At 72.8% G+C, this 19,084-nt stretch carries 20 protein-coding genes, 3 tRNA genes and 1 riboswitch; of the genes, 11 read left to right on the top strand and 12 right to left on the bottom strand.

The window, feature by feature from the left end; translation table 11 throughout:
• Window positions 1-13: 13 nt before the first annotated feature.
• From CCO02nite_RS06820 to CCO02nite_RS06800, 5 genes are all read right to left on the bottom strand, one after another.
• Window positions 14-1,258 (bottom strand): type II toxin-antitoxin system HipA family toxin, encoded by a 1,245-nt coding sequence (locus CCO02nite_RS06820; protein WP_146842388.1) that lies wholly within the window; start codon window positions 1,256-1,258, stop codon window positions 14-16.
• A complete protein-coding gene (locus tag CCO02nite_RS06815) occupies window positions 1,239-1,586 on the bottom strand; it encodes a helix-turn-helix transcriptional regulator (protein WP_146842387.1) in 348 nt (115 codons plus the stop codon). Before CCO02nite_RS06815 ends, CCO02nite_RS06820 begins: the two co-directional genes overlap by 20 nt.
• Window positions 1,587-1,683: 97 nt before the next feature.
• On the bottom strand, window positions 1,684-1,869 hold the full coding sequence (locus CCO02nite_RS06810) for a hypothetical protein (RefSeq protein WP_146842386.1): 186 nt from the start codon (window positions 1,867-1,869) through the stop codon (window positions 1,684-1,686).
• Between the two features lie 117 nt (window positions 1,870-1,986).
• Window positions 1,987-2,059, bottom strand: a tRNA-Asn gene (locus tag CCO02nite_RS06805).
• Between the two features lie 51 nt (window positions 2,060-2,110).
• Entirely contained in the window at window positions 2,111-2,620 is a 510-nt protein-coding gene (locus CCO02nite_RS06800) for a hypothetical protein (protein WP_146842385.1), read from the bottom strand.
• Between the two features lie 75 nt (window positions 2,621-2,695).
• Between CCO02nite_RS06800 and CCO02nite_RS06795 the strand changes: the two genes are divergently transcribed.
• The 4 genes from CCO02nite_RS06795 to CCO02nite_RS06780 all read left to right on the top strand — a co-directional run bounded on the left by CCO02nite_RS06795 (window position 2,696) and on the right by CCO02nite_RS06780 (window position 4,674).
• A tRNA-Ile gene (locus CCO02nite_RS06795) sits at window positions 2,696-2,772 on the top strand.
• Window positions 2,773-3,042: 270 nt separating this feature from the next.
• A riboswitch (cyclic di-GMP riboswitch) is annotated at window positions 3,043-3,117 on the top strand.
• 15 nt (window positions 3,118-3,132) lie between these two features.
• Entirely contained in the window at window positions 3,133-3,357 is a 225-nt protein-coding gene (locus CCO02nite_RS06790) for a BldC family transcriptional regulator (RefSeq protein WP_146842384.1), read from the top strand.
• A 189-nt stretch (window positions 3,358-3,546) separates the two neighbouring features.
• A complete protein-coding gene (gene def / locus CCO02nite_RS06785) occupies window positions 3,547-4,035 on the top strand; it encodes a peptide deformylase (protein WP_146842383.1) in 489 nt (162 codons plus the stop codon).
• Window positions 4,036-4,173: 138 nt separating this feature from the next.
• Complete coding sequence (locus CCO02nite_RS06780) at window positions 4,174-4,674, top strand: DUF3145 domain-containing protein (protein WP_146842382.1); 501 nt, start codon at window positions 4,174-4,176, stop codon at window positions 4,672-4,674.
• Window positions 4,675-4,710: 36 nt separating this feature from the next.
• Here CCO02nite_RS06780 and fabF read toward each other — a convergent pair whose 3' ends face one another.
• The 5 genes from fabF to CCO02nite_RS06755 form a co-directional block, all read right to left on the bottom strand.
• The gene (gene fabF, locus CCO02nite_RS06775; protein WP_146842381.1) at window positions 4,711-5,955 is read right to left on the bottom strand and encodes a beta-ketoacyl-ACP synthase II; all 1,245 of its coding nucleotides are present in this window, start codon (window positions 5,953-5,955) and stop codon (window positions 4,711-4,713) included.
• A 97-nt stretch (window positions 5,956-6,052) separates the two neighbouring features.
• On the bottom strand, window positions 6,053-6,301 hold the full coding sequence (locus tag CCO02nite_RS06770; RefSeq protein WP_146842380.1) for an acyl carrier protein: 249 nt from the start codon (window positions 6,299-6,301) through the stop codon (window positions 6,053-6,055).
• 65 nt (window positions 6,302-6,366) lie between these two features.
• Window positions 6,367-7,371 carry a beta-ketoacyl-ACP synthase III gene (locus tag CCO02nite_RS06765; protein WP_146842379.1) on the bottom strand — a complete coding sequence of 335 codons (1,005 nt, stop codon included), beginning with the start codon at window positions 7,369-7,371 and terminating at the stop codon, window positions 6,367-6,369.
• A complete protein-coding gene (locus CCO02nite_RS06760) occupies window positions 7,368-8,336 on the bottom strand; it encodes an ACP S-malonyltransferase (protein WP_146842378.1) in 969 nt (322 codons plus the stop codon). The genes CCO02nite_RS06765 and CCO02nite_RS06760 overlap by 4 nt, the downstream gene beginning before the upstream one ends.
• Before the next feature lie 100 nt (window positions 8,337-8,436).
• The gene (locus tag CCO02nite_RS06755; protein WP_371862490.1) at window positions 8,437-9,711 is read right to left on the bottom strand and encodes a PucR family transcriptional regulator; all 1,275 of its coding nucleotides are present in this window, start codon (window positions 9,709-9,711) and stop codon (window positions 8,437-8,439) included.
• Between the two features lie 125 nt (window positions 9,712-9,836).
• Between CCO02nite_RS06755 and CCO02nite_RS06750 the strand changes: the two genes are divergently transcribed.
• Window positions 9,837-10,523: a hypothetical protein gene (locus CCO02nite_RS06750; RefSeq protein WP_186812603.1), complete on the top strand. Its 687-nt coding sequence runs from the start codon at window positions 9,837-9,839 to the stop codon at window positions 10,521-10,523.
• A 375-nt stretch (window positions 10,524-10,898) separates the two neighbouring features.
• Here the strand turns inward: CCO02nite_RS06750 and aceE are convergent, their stop codons facing one another.
• The gene (gene aceE / locus CCO02nite_RS06745) at window positions 10,899-13,646 is read right to left on the bottom strand and encodes a pyruvate dehydrogenase (acetyl-transferring), homodimeric type (RefSeq protein WP_146842377.1); all 2,748 of its coding nucleotides are present in this window, start codon (window positions 13,644-13,646) and stop codon (window positions 10,899-10,901) included.
• A 347-nt stretch (window positions 13,647-13,993) separates the two neighbouring features.
• Between aceE and CCO02nite_RS06740 the strand changes: the two genes are divergently transcribed.
• The 5 genes from CCO02nite_RS06740 to CCO02nite_RS06720 all read left to right on the top strand — a co-directional run bounded on the left by CCO02nite_RS06740 (window position 13,994) and on the right by CCO02nite_RS06720 (window position 17,120).
• Entirely contained in the window at window positions 13,994-14,416 is a 423-nt protein-coding gene (locus tag CCO02nite_RS06740) for a DUF3052 domain-containing protein (RefSeq protein WP_146842376.1), read from the top strand.
• Window positions 14,413-14,868, top strand: a complete 456-nt coding sequence (locus CCO02nite_RS06735; RefSeq protein ID WP_146842375.1) for a peroxiredoxin — start codon at window positions 14,413-14,415, stop codon at window positions 14,866-14,868. The genes CCO02nite_RS06740 and CCO02nite_RS06735 overlap by 4 nt, the downstream gene beginning before the upstream one ends.
• A 61-nt stretch (window positions 14,869-14,929) precedes the next feature.
• Window positions 14,930-15,003 (top strand) — tRNA-Val (locus CCO02nite_RS06730).
• A 47-nt stretch (window positions 15,004-15,050) separates the two neighbouring features.
• Complete coding sequence (locus CCO02nite_RS06725; protein ID WP_146842374.1) at window positions 15,051-15,866, top strand: MOSC domain-containing protein; 816 nt, start codon at window positions 15,051-15,053, stop codon at window positions 15,864-15,866.
• 57 nt (window positions 15,867-15,923) lie between these two features.
• Window positions 15,924-17,120, top strand: a complete 1,197-nt coding sequence (locus CCO02nite_RS06720; RefSeq protein WP_146842373.1) for a hypothetical protein — start codon at window positions 15,924-15,926, stop codon at window positions 17,118-17,120.
• A gap of 28 nt (window positions 17,121-17,148) precedes the next feature.
• Here the strand turns inward: CCO02nite_RS06720 and CCO02nite_RS06715 are convergent, their stop codons facing one another.
• Window positions 17,149-18,036, bottom strand: coding sequence for an NAD(P)-dependent oxidoreductase (locus CCO02nite_RS06715; protein WP_146842372.1), 888 nt, complete (start codon window positions 18,034-18,036; stop codon window positions 17,149-17,151).
• A gap of 121 nt (window positions 18,037-18,157) precedes the next feature.
• Here CCO02nite_RS06715 and CCO02nite_RS06710 point away from each other — a divergent pair, with 121 nt between their 5' ends.
• Complete coding sequence (locus CCO02nite_RS06710) at window positions 18,158-19,021, top strand: Nif3-like dinuclear metal center hexameric protein (RefSeq protein ID WP_246117401.1); 864 nt, start codon at window positions 18,158-18,160, stop codon at window positions 19,019-19,021.
• Window positions 19,022-19,084: the final 63 nt, after the last annotated feature.

Genomic DNA, 19,084 nt, shown 5'->3' with positions numbered 1-19,084 from the left:
CACCGGCGGCTCGTCACCGGTCGTAGTCGTAGAAGACGGAGCGGTGCAGGAACTGGGTGCCCCAGAGCTGGCCCCGCTGGGATGCGGTGAGGCGTGCCTGGTCGGCGGCGGTGGCCCAGGAGCGGTGCATGGCGTCCACGACGCCGTCGATGATCGCGTGGGCGGTCGCCGTGGTCAGCCCGTAGACGTGCGCGGCGGCGGCGAGCGTCGCGAAGCTGGCTGCGCGGTTCCCGTCGCGGTCGTAGGCGAGCGTGAGGAGTGCGGTGTCGCCGGACCGGCTCGAGGGGCTCAGGTCGTAGGCGGGTGTGAGCTCGAGCCGGTGCCCGTCCCAGAACGCGGCGTGGTTGCGCAGGTGGTCGTCGGTGTTGGTGATCGCGATGTTGAATGCGACGCGACGGAAGAGCTGCTCGGCGGTGCCCGGGCCGGCTCCGTGCTCCCGGAGCGTGTCGAGGAGCTCGGGGTAGCTGCCGCCGGGGACCAGCGTCTCGGGGCGGCCGCTCATGGTCAGGCCGCTGACGACGAGCCGGCGGGCGCCCGTCTCGGTGCGGTCGAAACGGTCCATCACGAGCGCGTACCGGCCACGGGAGCGCGTGACGTCCATGGGCGGCACGTCGATCCCCGCCGCGGCGGCCATCACGATGGCGGCACCCTCGGCCTGGACCAGGGGGAGGGTGTCGGTGCTCGCCGAGAACTTCGCGATGACCTCGCGGCGGCCCTCGTGCAGGTACGCCTTCGGGCGCGCGCCACCGATCCCGGTGCCCGACTGCAGCGCCCGGCGCAGCTCGTCGGACAGCGGGCGGCCCTCGTCCAGCGCGGTGGCGGCGTCGTGCAGCTCGTCGAGGTCGGACGTCTCGTCGCGCGGCACGTACGTGGACGACGAGTGCTGGAAGTCGATGCCGCCGATGCGGTTGGAGCCCGAGGCGAGCAGATAGGTCAGCTCGTCGAGCTGGTCGACGTCGGCGTCGCGGCCACGCTCGCCCGCAAGCCGGTCGAGGATGACGCGTCGACCCCAGGCGTCGGGCGACGCGTCGCGGAGGTTCGGTGCGATGTCCCAGCCCGTCGGCGGCTCGATCCAACCCTCACGCAACGGCAGGGCGGGGCTGTAGAGGCTGATCGCGTCCGTCCGGGCCAGGTACCGGCGACCGTACTGGAAGACGTAACGCCCCCCACGGCGCTGGATCACGCCCGCGGGGACCGGCTCGAGCTCGCCCGGCAGCCAGACCCAGACGTAGGCGGTGTCAGAAGTCGAGGTCGACATCCTCGTCCTCCGTCACGCGGTGCCGGACGGCCTTGGGGAGCAGCGCCAGGCGCTCCTCGCCGCGGCGACGCATCCTGGCCAGCTCGTCGGGGTCGTCCGTGCCGTACAGCGGGACACCCACGGCCGCGGCGGCCATGAGCGCGTTCCCGATCGAGACGCCGGGGTAGCCCGACTCGATCCGGTCGACGGTCGGCGCCGAGACCCCGATCCGGTCCGCAAGTTCCACGCGGGTCCACTCACGGTCGATGCGTGCCTGACGGATCTGCACGCCGAGCAGACCGAGGGCTTCGATCACCCCACGGCTCGGCCCGACCCTCTGTCGCCCCATCCCAGCAGTCTCACATACTTACGAGCGAAGGGCACATAAGATCAAAAGTAAATGATCTCGGTTGCCGTAGCGCCAGCCGCTCACCCGGGCTGCACGCTCATCGGTCCGCCGCCTCGAGCATCAGGGCGAACGGGTCCACGTCAAGCGCGCTGGCGATCCGCTCGACGTCCAGCGTCTCGAAGTCGGAGACCAGCGACTTGAGGCGCATCGCCATGTCGTGGTCCAGCTCGGACAGGGCGCGGTAGATCGGGCCGAGCCGGTGCTCGGTGGTGGTGCTGCCCATGATTGCGCGCACTCGTGTCGAAAGGGGTCGGAGCGGATCGCACGCATATCGCACGACCGGGAAACACAACGGCCCCCCATCCTGCATACCTGCAGGTGAGAGGCCGTTTCTGCTGTGCTCCCCCGACTGGACTCGAACCAGTAACCCTTCGATTAACAGTCGAATGCTCTGCCAATTGAGCTACGGGGGATCGTGCGCAGAGAACTCTAGCAGCCGTGTGCGGGTGCTCCGGACGCGGTGATCAGGCCCGCAGGCCCGCCGCCGCGCGGAGCTGGGACTCGGCCGCGTCGACCGCCGCTGCGACCTCGGGGACCGCCAGGTCGACGTCGCCGTCGGCGAGGACCTGGGTGAACAGCGCACCGTCCTCGTCTCGCCGCAGAGCGACCCGGGCGACCCCGCCGGGGACCGTGACGGTCACGGCGTGCACCACCGACTGCTGGACGCGCTCGCGGAACGTCTGCGTGAACGTGACCGAGACGCGCTGGCTGGGGAAGACCAGCCGATCGCTGTCGCCCCACACCCAGCGCACGGTGAGCGTGCGCGTCTCCGGGTCGAGCGAGCCGCGGTCGATGTCAGCCCACGGCGTCCGGACGACCGTGTCGTGCACGAGCACGTGCAGCGCGAGTCGGGAGGCGACCGCGCGACGGCCGTCGGTCAGGGCGGTGGCGACCAGGACACGGTCGCCGGGCCGCAGTTCGAGCAGGCGGCGGTCGGCAGCGGGGAGGCGGCGGTCGCCGAAGAGCACGGGCACCGGTCCACGGTACCGGCCCGACGAGCGTGCCAGACGTCCCGGGCGAGGTGCGCCCGGTAGCCTGGGCGACGCCTCGGGGCAGTAGCTCAGCCGGTCAGAGCAGCGGACTCATAATCCGTGGGTCGTGGGTTCAAGCCCCACCTGCCCCACCACCCTTGCGCGGACGGTGTCGGTACCCGTCCGGAGCGCCCCGGGCGTGTGATGTCCGTCGCTTCGTCGTCACTCGCGGTCACCGTCACCCGTCGGGGTGACGGTTGATTCGGAGAAGCGTCCAGCCGTGTGAACTGGACCGATGTCCGGATCCACGGGGTTTCGTGCCCGATCCGTCCGGCTTCGCCCGGAGAAGTTTCACCCGAATGCGCGTGAATCTCGGACGAATCGGTCTTGCACAGGTGTCCAGTTTCGGGCATAGTTCCTGTTGTCAGCGACAACGGCAAACCCCCTGCAAGGGGGGGACGCAAAGCCACGGGACCCACGCGGTCAGCCGAGCTACCGAACGACAGGAGCCGATCATGGCGATCACCACCAGCAACACCGAGTCCCCGCTCTCGCAGGGCGCTCTCCTCACCCCCGGCGAGGTCGCGGTGCTCTTCCGCGTCGACCCCAAGACGGTGACGCGTTGGGCCCAGGCCGGCAAGCTCTCGGCCGTCCGGACGCTCGGCGGGCACCGCCGCTTCCACGAGGCAGAGGTCCGGCAGCTTCTGCAGGGCGTTCCGCAGCAGCGCGTCGGGGAGTGACACCGCGGGCCACGGCCCGCACAGTGACACCGCGGGCCACGGCCCGCGAGCAAGGCTTCGGAGGAGCCGGCGACGAGCAACCGTCGCCGGCTCTTCTGCTGTCTGGAGGCAGGTCGGGCGGCATCGTCGGCCTGCACATCAGGCGGACGGTGCACGAGGCGCGAGTGACGCACGTGCGAGGATTCACGCATGGCGATGCGAGAGATCCGGACCGTCGGCGACCCCGTGCTGCGGACCCCGTGCGACCCGATCACGACGATCGACGACCGGGTGCGTTCCCTCGTCGACGACCTTGTGGAAACGGTCGACCACGACGGTCGGGCAGGGCTCGCCGCGAACCAGATCGGCGTCGGGCTGCGGGCGTTCTCGTGGAACATCGACGACGAGATCGGCTACGTGCTCAACCCCCGCATCGTCGAGCTGTCCGAGGACGAGTACCAGGACGGTGACGAGGGCTGCTTGTCGGTGCCGGGACTGTGGTACCCGACGCGGCGCGCCTGGTACGCGCGGGTGGTCGGCACGGACCTCGACGGCAACGAGGTCGTCGTGGAAGGCACCGAGCTGATGGCGCGGTGCCTGCAGCACGAGGTGGATCATCTCGACGGCATGCTCTACCTCGACCGCCTCGAGCGGTCCGTGCGCAAGAAGGCGATGCGCGCGATCCGCGAACAGCTGTAGGCGGCACGCCGGTCGGGGCTTGGCGCGGCGGCCCCTCGTCGGGCATGCTGGGCGCGTACGCCGCGTGTACCGGGAGTTGTTCGCGGGCGGGCCGAGGACGTTGGGGAAGACGAACCTCGAGCCGCTACGGAGGACCCCATGTCAGGTGCGATCACCCGCGGTGTGCTTTTCGTGCACTCAGCACCCCGGGCGCTGTGCCCCCACGTCGAGTGGGCGGCCGGCAACGTGACGGGTCAGCGCGTCGCCATGGACTGGACCGAGCAGCCGGCCGGCCCGGCGTTCTTCCGCGCCGAGTACTCCTGGCAGGGCGTGCCGGGGACCGGTGCGCGGCTCGCATCGGCCCTGCGCGGCTGGGCGCACCTGCGCTACGAGGTCACCGAGGAGGCGAGCCACGGTACGGACGGCTCGCGCTGGAGCCACACGCCCGAGCTCGGCATCTTCCACGCCGCCACGGACGTGCACGGCAACGTCGTGGTGCCCGAGGACCGCATCCGCGCGGCGCTGGTGCACGCGGGCGACCCCGAGCGGCTGCGCACCGAGTTGGACCTTGCGCTCGGGCAGGCGTGGGACGACGAGCTCGAACCGTTCCGCTACGCGGGCGCCGGCGCACCCGTGCGGTGGTTGCACCGCGTCGGCTGAGCGTTCGCCGGGCGTCGGCTCAGCGGGCTCGACGCCTCAGACCGAGGTGACGACCAGAGCGACGTTGTGCCCGCCGAAGCCGAACGAGTTGTTGATGGCGGCGATCTCGCCACCCGGCAGCGCACGCGGGGTGTCGCGCACGAGGTCGAGGACGAGCTCCGGGTCGGGGGTCTCGACGTTGATCGTCGGCGGTGCGAGCCGGTCGTGCAGCGCGAGCACCGTGAAGATCGTCTCGAGCGCGCCCGCGCCACCGAGCAGGTGACCGGTCATCGACTTCGTCGCCGAGAGCGCGACGTGGTCCGCGTCGTCGCCGAGGACGCCACGGATCGAGCGGGCCTCGATGAGGTCGCCGACGACGGTCGACGTCGCGTGCGCGTTGACGTGCACGATCTCCTCGGCCGCGATCCCGGAGTCCTTCAGGGCCGAGCGCATCGCGCGGATCTGGCCGTCGCCGCTCGGCTCGGGGGACGTGATGTGGTAGCCGTCCGCGGACAGGCCGAGGCCGGCGATCCGGGCGTACACGCGGGCGCCGCGCGCTGCGGCGTGCTCGGCGCTCTCGAGCACGACGATCCCCGAGCCCTCGCCGATGACGAAGCCGTCGCGGTCGACGTCGTAGGGCCGCGAGGCGTGCTCGGGGTCGTCGTTGCGCAGCGAGAGGGTGCGCGACGCCGCGAACGCGCCGATCGGCATCGGGTGGATGGTCGCCTCGCTGCCGCCCGCGATGACGATGTCGGCGCGGCCCGCGCGGATCATGTCGACCGCGTAGCCGATCGCCTCGGCGCCGGACGCGCACGCCGAGACCAGCGCGTGGGCGCCGGCGCGGGCACCGAACTCGAGCGACACGTACGCCACGGGGGAGTTCGGCATGAGCATGGGGACGGTCATCGGCAGGACGCGACGCGCGCCCTTCTCGTGCATGGTGTCCCAGGAGTCGAGCGTGGTGATGATGCCGCCGATGCCCGACGAGACGACGGTGCCGAGCCGGTCGCCGTCCACCTCCGGGGAGCCCGCGTCGGCCCAGGCCTCGCGCGCCGCGATGATCGCGTACTGCGCGGACGGGTCCATGCGCTTGAGCTCGGGTCGGGTCAGGACGTCTTCCGCCTTGACCTTGAGCATGGCTGCGAACTCGACGGGCAGCCCGTGCTTCTCGACCCAGTCGTTCTCGAACCGGCGCGCGCCGGACTCGCCGGCGAGCGCTGCGGCCCAGGTGCTGCGGACGTCGCCACCGAGCGGCGTGGTGGCACCAAGTCCGGTGACGACGACGTCCGTGGGGTGGCTCATCTGATGCTCCTGGTCGTGAGGTGGTGCGACGGTGTTCCGCCGGCTGGTCCGTCGAGCGCTGGGCGCTGCGGACGGACCGGCCGGCGGCGGGTGGTGCTCAGGCCTGCGAACCGGCGATGAAGGTCACGGCGTCGCCGACGGTCGCGAGGTTCTTGACCTCGTCGTCGGGGATGCGCACGTCGAACTTCTCCTCGGCGAGGGTGACGATCGTCATCATCGACAGCGAGTCGATGTCGAGGTCGTCCGTGAAGGACTTGTCGAGCTGCACGGCGTCGGCCGGCAGGCCGGTCTCCTCGGCGACGATCTCGGCCAGGCCGGAGAGGATCTCCTGCTCGGTGTAAGCCATCGGGTTGCTCCTTGGGTTGGGAACGGGTCGGACGGAACGGTACAGCCCGGGCGGCTGACCGGGACTCAGGGCAGGACGACGACCTGCGCGGCGTACACGAGGCCGGCGCCGAAGCCGATCTGCAGCGCGAGCGCCCCGGAGGAGACCTGACCCTCGCGGATCAGACGCTCGGTGGCGAGCGGGATCGACGCGGCAGAGGTGTTGCCGGTGTCGGCGATGTCGCGTGCGACCACCACCGACTCGGGCAGCTTGAGCTGCTTGATCATCTGGTCGATGATCCGCATGTTCGCCTGGTGGGGGATGAACGCGTCGAGCTGGTCGGCCGTGATCCCCGCGGCGTCGAGCGCCTTCTGCGCGACGGGGGCCATCTGCCAGACGGCCCACTTGAAGACCGACTGGCCCTCCTGGCGCAGCGTCGGCCAGCCGAGGCCCTCGTCGGTGGCGGCCTGCCACGAGTGCGTCTGGCGGATCGCCTGCGACTGACCGCCGTCCGAGCCCCAGACCGTCGGGCCGATGCCGGGCGTGTCCGACGGTCCGACGACGACCGCGCCCGCGCCGTCGCCGAGCAGGAACGAGATGCTGCGGTCCGTCGGGTCGACGAAGTCGCTCATCTTCTCCGCGCCGATGACCAGGACGTTGCGGGCGGTGCCGGCGCGCACTAGCGCGTCCGCCTGGCCGATCCCGTAGCAGTAGCCCGCGCACGCGGCCGAGATGTCGAACGCCGCGGCGGGCGTCGCGCCGATGCGGTCCGCGATGATCGCGGCCCCGGCGGGCGTCTGGTGGAAGTAGGTGACCGTCGAGAGGATCACCGCGTCGATGTCGGCACCCGTGAGCCCCGCCGACTCGAGCGCTCGCTTCGCGGCGACCTCGGCCAGGTCGAGCACGTCCGTCCCGGCGCCGGCGCGCGTGCGCGTGACGATGCCGGTGCGCTGGCGGATCCACTCGTCGGAGGACTCGATCGGGCCGACGAGGTCGTCGTTCGGGACGAGGTTCTCGCCGCGGACGGCGCCGAGGCCGAGGATCCGCGTGAACGCGGGGCCGGTGGACTGCGCGAGGGTTGGACGCGTCACGAGGGCTGCTCCTGCTGGCTCGGGGTGCGGGTACCGGCGTGGCGGCTCACGAGGTCGCGGGCCGCGTCCAGGTCGGCGGGGGTCTTGACGGCGACCGTCTCGACCCCGGGCAGCGTACGCCGGGCGAGTCCCGTGAGCACACCTCCGGGGGCGAGCTCGAGCAGACCCGTCACACCGAGTCCGACGAGGGTGGCCTGGCACAGGTCCCAGCGAACCGGGTGCGCCACCTGCGCGACGATCAGCTCGAGCGCACGGGCGCCGGACTGCACGACGGAGCCGTCGGAGTTCGTCAGGAGCGCGACGGCCGGGTCGACCGGTGCGACAGCCGCGGCGGCTGCGCGCAGCTCGGCGACCGCGGGCGCCATGTGCTCGGTGTGGAACGCCCCGGCGACCTGCAGCGGCACGACGCGGGCCCGCGCCGGCGGTGCGGCGGCGAACGCCGCGATCGCCTCGAGCGTGCCGGCGGCGACGACCTGGCCGCCGCCGTTGACGTTCGCGGCGACGAGCCGGTGCGCGGCGAGCGTCGTCGCGACCTCGTCGGGGTCGCCGCCGAGCACGGCGCACATGCCGGTCGGTGTGGTGGCCGCGGCCCGGGCCATCGCCGCACCGCGCACCGCGACGAGGCGCAGCGCGTCGTCCTCGGTCAGGACGCCGGCGATCGCGGCCGCGGCGAGCTCGCCGACGGAGTGGCCTGCGACCGCGTCCGTCTGGCCGGTGACGTCGAGCGGGCCGTCGGTGCCCAGGACCGCGCGCAGGCTTGCGAGCGCGGACGCGACGAGCAGCGGCTGGGCGACCGCGGTGTCCCGGATCGTGTCGGCGTCCGACGTGGTGCCGTGCGCCACCAGGTCGATGCCGGTGACAGCGGCCGCGCGCTCGAGGCTCGCCGCGACGGCGGGCAGCTCGAGCCAGGGGGCGAGCATGCCGGGGGACTGGGCACCCTGACCGGGGCAGACGACGACGAGCACGCGTCAACTCTGCCCGCCGGGCGCCACGCGACCCGGTCGCGCCGGGTACCAAGGTTCGTCAGGCACCTTGTGCGTGTCCTACAAAGACGCGCGCCCGATCTCAGGCCCGCGGACGGGCGTCCAGGCGTCCGACAGCCAGCGCCGTCTGCAGCACGTAGGACTCGCGCGGGTCGAGCGGGTCCCAGCCGGTCACGTCCGCGACGCGCTTGAGGCGGTACCGCACGGTGTTCGGGTGCACGAACAGCCCGCGTGCGGCGGCCTCGAGCGAACGGCCCGCGCCCAGGTAGGCGGACAGCGTGTCGAGCAGTGCCCCCTGGCTCGCGGCGAGCGGCTCGTACGCCTGGGCGACGAGCGTGCGGCGGGCCAGCGCGTCGCCGACGAGCACACGCTCGGGGAGCAGGTCGTCGGCCAGCACCGGTCGCGGCGCCTGCGGCCAGGCCGCGCAGGCCTGCAGACCCGCGATCGCGGCGCGCACCGATCGGGCGGTCTCCGCGATCCCGGAGACGACCGGCCCGATGACCACCGGACCGGGCCCGAAGCGGGGGACCAGGGTGTGCGCGGCCGCCGTGAGGTCGCCGACGCCGCCGAGGAACACGACGAGGCGCTCGCCGTGGATCCCGACGAGCGCGTCGTCGGAGGCCCGGCGCGTGGCGCGCCGCAGCTCGGCCGCCCGGACCTCGTCGTACGGCGCGCTCGACGTCCCGACGAGCACGAGCGCGGAGCCGCGACCGCTCCAGCCCAGCGCCGCGACGCGCGAGCGCATCGAGTCGTCGACGTCGCCGCGGACCAGCGCGTCCACGACGAGCGCCTCGAGCCGGGCGTCCCAGGCGCCGCGGACCTCCGCGGCACGTGCGTAGACCTCAGCCGCGGAGAACGCCACCTCACGCGAGTACAGCAGGACCGCCTCGCGCAGCTCGCGCTCGTCGCCCGGCGCGGCCAGCCGGTCCGCGTTGGACTCGACGACGTCGACGACGACGCGCACCAGGTGAAGCGTGTGCTGCAACGAGATCGAGCGCGTCAGCTCGGGCGGCGCGCCCGCGAAGATGTCGCCCACACCGTGCGGCGGGCGCGTCGAGTCCGCGAACCAGGCGATGAAGGCCGAGATGCCGGCCTGGGCGACCATGCCGACCCACGAGCGCTCCTCCGCCGGCAGCGCGCGGTACCACTCCAGGTCGGCGTCGAGGCGGCGCATGGCAGCCGCGGCGAGCAGGCCCGCGCCCTCACGCACCCGACGCTGGGTCTCGGACGAGGCGCCTCGCTCGGCCGAACGTGCGGTCGGACGTGAGGTGGACCGTGCCGTCGACGACTGGGCCTCGGCGCGTCCGACGGTCATCCCGGACGCGGGGGCGGGGGTCGTCCCCGACGTGGTCGCCATGGGGCGAGCATAGGACGGCAGTTGTGGGAAGTCGACAATCCGGAGCCTGGCTCGCGAGCGTCCCGGCGGGCTGTCGGACGACCGTCCGGCCTGTAGGTGCGGCGTGCAGAGGCTAGGGTCGCTGCATGGCTCTTCTGCCACGACTACGCCAGCTCATGCGCCGACCGTCCTCGGCGTCGACCGTCGGCGCACGGCGTCCCACCTCGTCGGCGCGCCGCGGCGACACGCTCCACGAGGACGCCTTGCGCTCGATGCTGAGCGACGATCCGAACAACGAACGCGCGTTCATGGCGCTCGCCGAGATCGTGCGCAGGCGCGCCGCCGAGACCGGTCCGGACGGCGACCCGCTCACCGCCCCCCAGGACGAGGTCGAGCGCCAGAGGGCTGCTGACCTCGCGGTCTGGGCGCTCGGCGAGGAGCTCGCGGGCAACCCGCGCGCGTGGTACCCGCTCATCGAGGTCGCTCGGCTCTCGGTGCGCGACGACCACGAGGGCACGCTGCGTCGTCTGACGACCGCGGCCGAGCGCGACCCGTCGGGCCAGGCTCTCGTCGCGGGGCTCGCGCTGCTGCGGTCGGCGGGTCAGCCGGTCGAGGCGCTCGGGCTCGGCGTCGGCCACTGGCGCCCGCGCGAGCACGTGCCGGAGGTCGCGCGCGAGCTCGTGCTCGCCTCGATCGAGGCCGGCCGGCCGCTCGAGGCCAAGCAGCACATCGCCGCTCTCGACCTGCACCCCGACCGCAAGGCGGTCGCCCCGCTGCGCGAGGAACTGGTGCGCACGCTCGCCGAGGCCGAACAGTCGATCCCCGGCACCTGACCGACCCCCCGCCGCCCCACCCGCCCCCGCAGCTCCCGTCAGCTCCCGTCGGTGCAGGCATGGGTGCAGGTGTCGGCGGGTGCACCCGCCGGACTCTGCATCCATCCCTGCAGCCACGGCCCGGAAGGTGAGCTGCGACGCACCGCCAACCACCCACACCGCTGACCCGCACCGGGCGCACCCACACCGGGCAGGCCCGTCCACGCCGGGCAGGCCCATCCACGCCGGGCAGGCCCATCCACGCCGGGCAGGCCCATCCACGCCGGGCGGGCCCGTCGGTGCAGGCATGGGTGCAGGTGCCGGCGGGTGCACCCGCTGGACTCTGCATCCATCCCTGCACCGACGGGTGCACGGGGCGGAAGGGGGGAGGTGGGGTTAGCTGTCGCCGCCTGTGTTGCCGGAGGTGCCGGCGTTGACGTCGTGGAGCCGGTAGCGCTCGATCGCCTGAGCGGGCACGTCGGGCGCGACCGCACCAGCGCGCGCGAGCTGCTGCAGCACGCGCACCGCGGTCGACGGGCCGTCGATCTTGAAGTGCCGGCGGGCGGCGGCGCGGGTGTCGGAGAACCCGAAGCCGTCGGCACCGAGCGTCGCGTACTGGCCGGGCACCCACTGGCGGACCTGATCGGCCACCAGGTGGTTGTAGTCCGTCGTCGCGACGAACGGACCCTCGGCGCCCGCGAGCTTGCTCGTCAGGTACGCCACGCGCTCGGGCTCGCCGGGGTGCAGGAACGCCTGCTCGTCGGCCGCGAGACCGTCCCGGCGCAGCTCGTTCCAGGACGTGACGGACCAGACCGCGGCGCGGACGCCCCAGTCGTCGGCCAGCAGCTGACGGGCCTCGAGCGCCCACGCCACCGCGACACCCGACGCGAGGATCTGGGCGCGCGGCCCGTCGCCCTCCGCGGGGGCGAGCAGGTGGATGCCGCGCAGGATGCCCTCGACGTCGACGCCCTCGGGCTCGGCCGGCTGCACGATCGGCTCGTTGTAGACCGTGAGGTAGTAGATGACGTCACGGTCGCGGCCGCCGTTGTCGGGCGCGTACATGCGCTCGATGCCGTCCTTGACGATGTGCCGGATCTCGTAGCCGTACGCCGGGTCGTAGTGCACGACGTGCGGCATCGTCTGAGCGAGCAGCGGCGAGTGACCGTCGGCGTGCTGCAGGCCCTCGCCGGTCAGCGTCGTGCGGCCCGCGGTCGCGCCGATGAGGAAGCCGCGCGCCATCTGGTCGCCGGCCGCCCAGAACTGGTCGCCCGTGCGCTGGAAGCCGAACATCGAGTAGTAGAAGTAGAACGGCACCAGGGGTTCGCCGTGCGTCGCGTACGACGTGCCGACGGCCTGGAACGCGGACGCGGAACCGGCCTCGTTGATGCCGGTGTGCATGATCTGCCCGGTCTCGGACTCCTTGTAGCTCAGCATGAGCTCGCGGTCGACCGCGAGGTAGTGCTGGCCCACGGTGTTGAAGATCTTCGCGCTCGGGAAGATCGCGTCCAGGCCGAACGTGCGCGCCTCGTCGGGGATGATCGGCACCAGGCGGTGGCCGAACTCCTTGTCCTTGAGGAGGTCCTTGAAGAGGCGCACGAGCGCCATCGTCGTGGCGACCTCCTGGTGGCCCGAACCCTTCGCGAGGCCTTCGTAGTACTTCGCCTCGGGCAGGACGAGCTCGCGGTGCGCGGTGCGGCGCTCGGGGACGAACCCGCCGAGCTGGCGTCGGCGCTCGAGCATGTACTGGATCGACTCGTCCTCGAAGCCCGGGTGGTAGTACGGCGGCAGGTACGGGTTCTCCTCGAGCTGCGCGTCCGTGAACGGGATGTGCAACGTGTCGCGCAGCGTCTTGAGGTCGTCGATCTTGAGCTTCTTCATCTGGTGGGTCGCGTTGCGGCCCGCGAAGCCCGAGCCCAGGCCGTAGCCCTTGATCGTGTGCGCCAGGATGACCGTCGGCGCGCCGGTGTGCTCGCGCGCGGACTTGTAGGCCGCGTAGATCTTGCGGTAGTCGTGGCCGCCGCGCTTGAGCGCCCAGATCTCGTCGTCGGTCATGTTCTCCACGAGCTTCTTGGTACGCGGGTCGCGCCCGAAGAAGTGCTCGCGGATGAACGCGCCGTTCTCGGCGCGGTACGTCTGGTAGTCGCCGTCGGGCGTGACGTTCATGAGGTGGACGAGTGCGCGGTCCTTGTCGGCGTTGAGCAGGACGTCCCACTCGCGGCCCCAGATGACCTTGATGACGTTCCAGCCGGCGCCGCGGAACTCGGCCTCGAGCTCCTGGATGATCTTGCCGTTGCCGCGGACCGGGCCGTCGAGGCGCTGCAGGTTGCAGTTCACGACGAACGTGAGGTTGTCGAGGTTCTGCTGCGCCGCGAGGTGGATCAGGCCGCGCGACTCGGGCTCGTCCATCTCGCCGTCGCCCAGGAACGCCCAGACGTCCTGCTGGTCGGTGTCCTTGATCCCGCGGTTGTGCAAGTAGCGGTTGGTCCACGCCTGGTAGATCGCGCCCGACGGGCCCAGGCCCATCGACACGGTCGGGAACTCCCACAGGCCCGGCGCGAGGCGCGGGTGCGGGTAGGACGGCAGGCCGCCGCCGGGGTGGGACAGCTCCTGGCGGAACCCGTCGAGCTGGTGCTCGCTCATCCGGCCCTCGAGGTACGCCCGCGAGTACACGCCGGGGGAGGCGTGGCCCTGGAAGTAGACCTGGTCGCCGCCGCCGGGGTGGTCCTTGCCGCGGAAGAAGTGGTTGAGGCCCACCTCGTAGAGCGTCGCCACGGACGCGTACGACGAGATGTGTCCGCCGACCCCGATGCCGGGACGCTGCGCGCGGGTCACCATGACGGCCGCGTTCCAGCGGTTCCACGAGCGGTAGCGCCGCTCGAGGACCTCGTCGCCCGGGAAGTACGGCTCGTTGTGCACCGCGATGGTGTTGACGTACGGCGTGTTGAGCGACGCCGGGATCGCGACGTTGCGCTCCCGGGCGTGCCGCAACATGCTCATCAGCACGTAGCGCGCGCGGGGGCCGCCCTTGTCCTCGATGAGTCCGTCGAGGGACTCGACCCACTCACCGGTCTCGGCGGGGTCGATGTCCGGTACCTGGCTGAGCAGCCCGCCGATCAGCGGGCCCGTCTCCTCGATCGAAGCCACCGGTGCTCCTTCGCTCTATGTCCGCGCGTGAGGCCTGGCGGCCTCGGCGCACATCGTCGGCCCGGCTCGTCGAGCGCAGCATGCTGCCGCGCGGACGATGCGGGTGTTCGGCCCCATTCTCGGACTGTCGGGCTCATAAAGTCACACCGGGAGCCGTATCGGGTCACGTGACGTCCGTGACACCGGGCGCGCACCGGCTCCGAAGCGCTCGCGCACGTCCGTCCGGGCGATCGTCGGGCGTGTCCGCCGGCCTGGTCTTGCCAGGCCGCGCCATGTGCGGTGGGCTACGGTGTGCGGACATCGGCAGGTCGCCCGTGGGCGGCCGTGAGGAAGGGATCGGTCGGGACGTGGCTTCCAGCACGGACGACACCGCCGGACAGGCGATTGGTCGTCTGGGTTTCACCTCGGGTCAGGTGATCCAGGAGTTCGGCTACGACGACGACGTCGACGACGCGCTGCGCGCGGCGGTCGAGGCGACCACGGGCACGTCCCTGGTCGACGAGGACTACGACGACGTGACGGACGGGGTCATCATCTGGTTCCGGGAGGACGACGGCGACCTCACGGACTACCTCGTGGACGCGATGTCGGCGCTCGACGACGTCGGCCCCATCTGGGTGCTGACGCCGAAGGCGGGCCGCGACGGCCACGTGTCGCACTCGGACATCGAGGAGGCGGCCACCACCTCGGGCCTGCACGCGATGGGCACCTACGCCATCGCCCCGGACTGGTCCGCGACCCGGCTCGCGAGCCGGGGTCGGGGCAAGTGAGCCCGCAGGTCGGCGAGCCGGCACCGGACTTCACGCTCGACGACACGCACGGCACGCCCGTCTCGCTGAGCGGGCTCCGGGGGACTCCCGTCGTGCTCGTGTTCGTCCCGTTCGCGTTCTCCGGGACGTGCACCGGCGAGCTGTGCGAGCTGCGCGACAACCTCGAGGCGTTCCAGGCGGCCGGCGTGCACCTGGCCGTCATCTCGTGCGACCCCAAGTTCGCGCTGCGCGCGTGGGCCGAGAAGGAGGGCTACGCGTTCGACCTGCTCTCGGACTTCTGGCCGCACGGCGAGGCCGCACGCGCCTACGGCGTCTTCGACGAGGCGAGCGGCCACGCACTGCGCGGCTCATTCCTCGTCGACGCCGAGGGCGTGCTGCGCTGGAGCGTCGTGAACCCGCGCGGCCAGGCCCGCCCGCTGTCGGCCTACCGCGAGGCGCTGGCCTCCCTCTGAGGGACACCGCGCGGGCCGGTAGGCTGTCCGACCGTCGAGGCGGCGTCGTGCGTGTCGGCAGGGGCCTGTAGCTCAGCTGGTCAGAGCACCGCGCTTACACCGCGGGGGTCGTCGGTTCGAACCCGGCCGGGCCCACTCGTCGTGCACCGAGCGCGACTGCGCTCGTCGACGGGGGGAAGCGCGTGACGTCGCTCGTGCTGTCCCAGCTCAGCGTCTACCCGGTGAAGTCGCTCGGCGGCGTCACCGTGGACCGCGTCGAGGTCGAGCGGCAGGGGCTCGCGGGCGACCGGCGCTGGATGGTCGTCGACGCCGGCGGCGACACCGTGACGGCGCGCGAGGTGCCGCGCATGCTCGGCGTGCGGGTCTCGCTGGAGGCCGACGGGCTCGTGCTGGCGGCCGACGGGCTCGACGCGCTGCGGGTGCCCGAGCCGCGCGGCCTCCCGACGACGCGCGTCTCGATGAACCGCGTCGGCAGCGCGACACCCGCGGGTGCGCCGGCCGACGCCTGGCTGACCGAGGCGATCGGGCGCGACGTGCGGCTCGTCTGGCTCGACGACCCCGGCCGCCGCTCGGTCTCGCCGGACCACGGCGGCGCGCCGGGGGACACGTTGAGCCTCGCGGACGCGGGTCCGGTGCACCTGACCACCACCGCGTCGCTCGCGCAGCTCAACACCTGGCTGGCCGACGAGCAGGACCACCCGCCCCTGCCGATGGAGCGGTTCCGGCCGACCGTCGTCGTCGACGGCGACCTCGAGCCGTTCGTCGAGGACACGTGGGCCGGCGTGCGGATCGGGGACGTCGAGCTGCGCTTCGGCGAGCGGTGCGACCGGTGCGTCATGACGACCGTCGACCTGGACGTGCTGCGCACGACGAAGGAGCCGACGCGCACGCTCGCACGGCACCGACGCGAGGACGGCAAGGTGTGGTTCGGCATCCGGCTGATCCCGGTGACGACCGGGTCGATCGCGGTCGGCGACGAGGTCGTCGCGCTCGGCTGAGGTACCTCGGGACGGCGTACGGTGGGCATGCCAGGTCCGCGTCGACGAGGAGCAGCCATGGGTACGCGCGCGACGATGCGATCCGCCCGGCTCGTGTGCGCGGCGCTCCTGGTCGTGGTGCCGCTCGGGGCCGGGGCTCCCGCGGGGGCGGCCTCCGCCCCTACGTCGGTTGCCGCCGCTGCGGACACCCCGACGACGCTCGACGGCATCAAGATCGTCGACACGCGACCGGGCATGCCCGGGGGTCTGACGCGCCTCGAGCTGCGGCTCGAGCTGTCCGACCCCGACGGCCTGCCCGACCGCCTGCTCAACTTCGAGACCCAGCCGTACCCGGTCGCCGTCGCGAGCGTCGTGAGCTCGACCTCCACCGCGCCGCCGAACGTCGTGCGCAAGCAGCTGTACTGGGACCAGCTCAATCGGACGAGCGGGACCGCGACGTCCGGCACGTGGGTCGGGACCGCCGACGTCACGTCCGTCTCGACGGGCAAGATCCGGGTGATCAGCGTCGCCATCACCGACGCGACGGACGTCACGACCCAGATCCCCGTCGCGAACGGACCGAGCGTCGTGGTCAGCGGGTCGCCGAGCCTGCCGTGGCAGTACCGCGTGCTCAACGCACCGGTCAAGATCGTCAACGGCAGGGAGAGGTGGACACCGTCGCTGCGGCTCGTGCGGCGCGACGACGGGACGCCGGTCGCGGGCGCCATGACCGCCGCGACGGACCCCGGCTTCGTCGACGTGCCCGTGTGGATCTGGAGCCTGTCGGTGGTCCTTCCAGAATGGTGGCCGGACTACGACGACGCGTTCCGGCTGCGGTCCTCGTCGTCGGGAGCCTTGACCCTGCCGACGTACGGCGTGCAGGAGACCCATTACGTCGGCACGCTGGCGGGCTGGGGATCGGGTGCGCGCCGCTACTACACCGTCGCCGCGACGGGCCGACTCGAGCCACCCGTGAAGTGGCAGGCGAGCATTCGCTTCGCCACGTCCGGGGGAGACGTGGAGCTGACCGGCAGCGCCTGGCCGGCACCCTCGATCTACGCGGCGGCCAACCGCACGGTCCATCTGCAGCGGCTCGTCGGACGTACCTGGCGCACGGAGGCGTCCGGGCGGGTCCGGGACAACGGCCGGTACACGGTGGTCTGGGACGCGCCGCCGGCCGCCGGGTACTGGGTGCGGGCGTACAAGCCAGGAGGTGTCGAGGGGTCCCGCGTGAGCGTCGGGACGACGGGCCCCGCGGTCTGGGTGACGCTCTGACCCTGGCGCAGCGCCTGGGGCTGCGGGGTCAGTCGGTGTCGCGGCTCGCGTGGAACGCCGCGGCCATGTCCTCGCGACCGTGCTCGGCTGCGACGCGGTCGAGCCGGGCGGCGGCCGCCTCCAGCCCGTCCAGCCGCACGCCGTGCGCGGCGCCCGCGGCGACGATCAGGTGGGCGTCCTTCGCCGCGGTCGTCGCGGCGAAGCTCGGCGGGGAGAGCCGGTCCTCGACGATCAGCGCGGCCTTTGCGCGCAGGTAGCCCATGTCGAGCGGCCCGCCCGCGACGGTCTCCAGGAAGGTCGCGGGCGCGACGCCGAGCGAGGCCGCCAGCGCGACGGTCTCTCCCACCGCGTTGTTGACCGCGAGCACCCAGGAGTTCGCGACGAGCTTGAGGCGCGTGGCCGTGCCCGCCTCCGCGTCCTCGCCGGTCCACACGGTCCGGCTGCCGACTGCCGCGAGCACGGGGCCGACGAAGTCGCGGACCTGGGCCGGGCCCGCCGCGAGGACCGTCAGCGTGCCCGACTCGGCGGGCTGACGTGTGCCGAGCACCGGTGCGTCCACGAGCACCAGGCCGTGCTCGCGGGCGAACGTGGCGATCGGCTCGAGCGCGTCGAGGCCGACGGTCGTCGACTGCAGCCAGACGGTCCCGGCGCGCAGGCCCCCGGACGCCGAGCGCATCGTCTCGAGCACGGCCGCGCCGTCGTGCAGCATCGTCACGACGACCTCGGCCTCCCGGACCGCCGCTGCGGGGGAGTCGGCCACGGTGACGCCGTCGGCCGCGAGCGGTTCCGCCGTGGCCCGGGTGCGGTTCCAGGCCACGACGTGCAGCCCCGCGCGGGCGAGGTTGCGGGCCATCGCCGCGCCCATGATCCCTGTGCCGAGCACCGTCACGGTGAGCGTCTCGTCGGCCTGCTCCATGGCTGCTCCTGTCGTCTCGCCGGCTCGTCGGGCGGACTGCTCGTGCGCCGCCGGACCGGACGGCACAGTCTCCCCCGTACGCGGGCGCCCGCACCCGGCACACGCCGGTAGCGTGCGGACCGTGAGCGCACCCCGCCTGGCCGACGTCGTCCGCATCCTCGAGAACCGCTACCCGCCGGGGAGCGCCGAGTCCTGGGACGCGGTCGGCCTCGTCGCGGGCGACCCGCAGGCGCCGGTGCACCGCGTCCTGTTCGCGGTCGACCCCGTCGCGGACGTGGTCGACGAGGCGCTCGCGTGGGACGCCGACCTCGTCGTGACGCACCACCCGCTGCTGCTGCGCGGTGTGCACTCGGTGGCGGCGACGACCTTCAAGGGCGCGCTCGTGCACCGGCTGGTGCGCGCCGGCTGCGGGCTGTTCGCCGCGCACACCAACGCGGACGCGGCGAACGACGGAGTGGCGGACGCCCTGGCGCAGGTGCTCGGTCTCGTCGACCTCGCGCCGTTGGTCCCGGCCGTACCCGGCGCGCCGACCGGCACGGGAAGGGTGGGGCGGCTTGCGGAGCCGACGACGTTGCGCGGGCTCGCGCAGCGCGCGGCGGACGCGACCCCGGCGACCGAGCAGGGTGTGCGGTTCGCGGGGGACCCGGAGGCGCGCGTCGAGCGGGTCGCCGTGGTCGGCGGATCGGGCGACGGCTTCTTCGACGCGGTGCGCGACAGCGGCGTCGACGCCTACGTCACGGCCGACCTGCGCCACCACCCGGTCTCCGAGCTGCGCGAACGCGCCGAGTTCGAGGGCGTCCGCGACGGCCGTCCGGCCACGCCCTACCTCGTCGACCTCGCGCACTTCGCGTCCGAGTGGCCGTGGCTCGACGCGGCGGCGCGCGCGCTCGAGGCGGACCTCGGCGCGCAGGGCACTACGGTGGAGACGCGCGTGAGCGTGCGACGTACCGACCCGTGGACCGGTCGGGTCGCGCGCCGCGACTGACACGCGACCGACAGCTGAACACCGCCGCTCGACCAGCAGCCACCGCCCTTCGGGGCGCGTGCC

The sequence above is a fragment of the Cellulomonas composti genome (assembly GCF_007990245.1).
GTDB lineage: Bacteria > Actinomycetota > Actinomycetes > Actinomycetales > Cellulomonadaceae > Cellulomonas > Cellulomonas composti.
Note: the sequence above shows the minus strand (reverse complement) of the source record. Positions and strands in the feature narration are given on the sequence as shown.

Coding starts and splice junctions, on each gene's coding strand:
- CCO02nite_RS06820 (WP_146842388.1), bottom strand. CDS start 1,258: ATGTCGACCTCGACTTCTGACACCGCCTACGTCTGGGTCTGGCTGCCG.
- CCO02nite_RS06815 (WP_146842387.1), bottom strand. CDS start 1,586: ATGGGGCGACAGAGGGTCGGGCCGAGCCGTGGGGTGATCGAAGCCCTC.
- CCO02nite_RS06810 (WP_146842386.1), bottom strand. CDS start 1,869: ATGGGCAGCACCACCACCGAGCACCGGCTCGGCCCGATCTACCGCGCC.
- CCO02nite_RS06790 (WP_146842384.1), top strand. CDS start 3,133: ATGGCGATCACCACCAGCAACACCGAGTCCCCGCTCTCGCAGGGCGCT.
- def (WP_146842383.1), top strand. CDS start 3,547: ATGGCGATGCGAGAGATCCGGACCGTCGGCGACCCCGTGCTGCGGACC.
- CCO02nite_RS06780 (WP_146842382.1), top strand. CDS start 4,174: ATGTCAGGTGCGATCACCCGCGGTGTGCTTTTCGTGCACTCAGCACCC.
- fabF (WP_146842381.1), bottom strand. CDS start 5,955: ATGAGCCACCCCACGGACGTCGTCGTCACCGGACTTGGTGCCACCACG.
- CCO02nite_RS06770 (WP_146842380.1), bottom strand. CDS start 6,301: ATGGCTTACACCGAGCAGGAGATCCTCTCCGGCCTGGCCGAGATCGTC.
- CCO02nite_RS06755 (WP_371862490.1), bottom strand. CDS start 9,711: ATGGCGACCACGTCGGGGACGACCCCCGCCCCCGCGTCCGGGATGACC.
- CCO02nite_RS06750 (WP_186812603.1), top strand. CDS start 9,837: ATGGCTCTTCTGCCACGACTACGCCAGCTCATGCGCCGACCGTCCTCG.
- CCO02nite_RS06720 (WP_146842373.1), top strand. CDS start 15,924: ATGGGTACGCGCGCGACGATGCGATCCGCCCGGCTCGTGTGCGCGGCG.
- CCO02nite_RS06715 (WP_146842372.1), bottom strand. CDS start 18,036: ATGGAGCAGGCCGACGAGACGCTCACCGTGACGGTGCTCGGCACAGGG.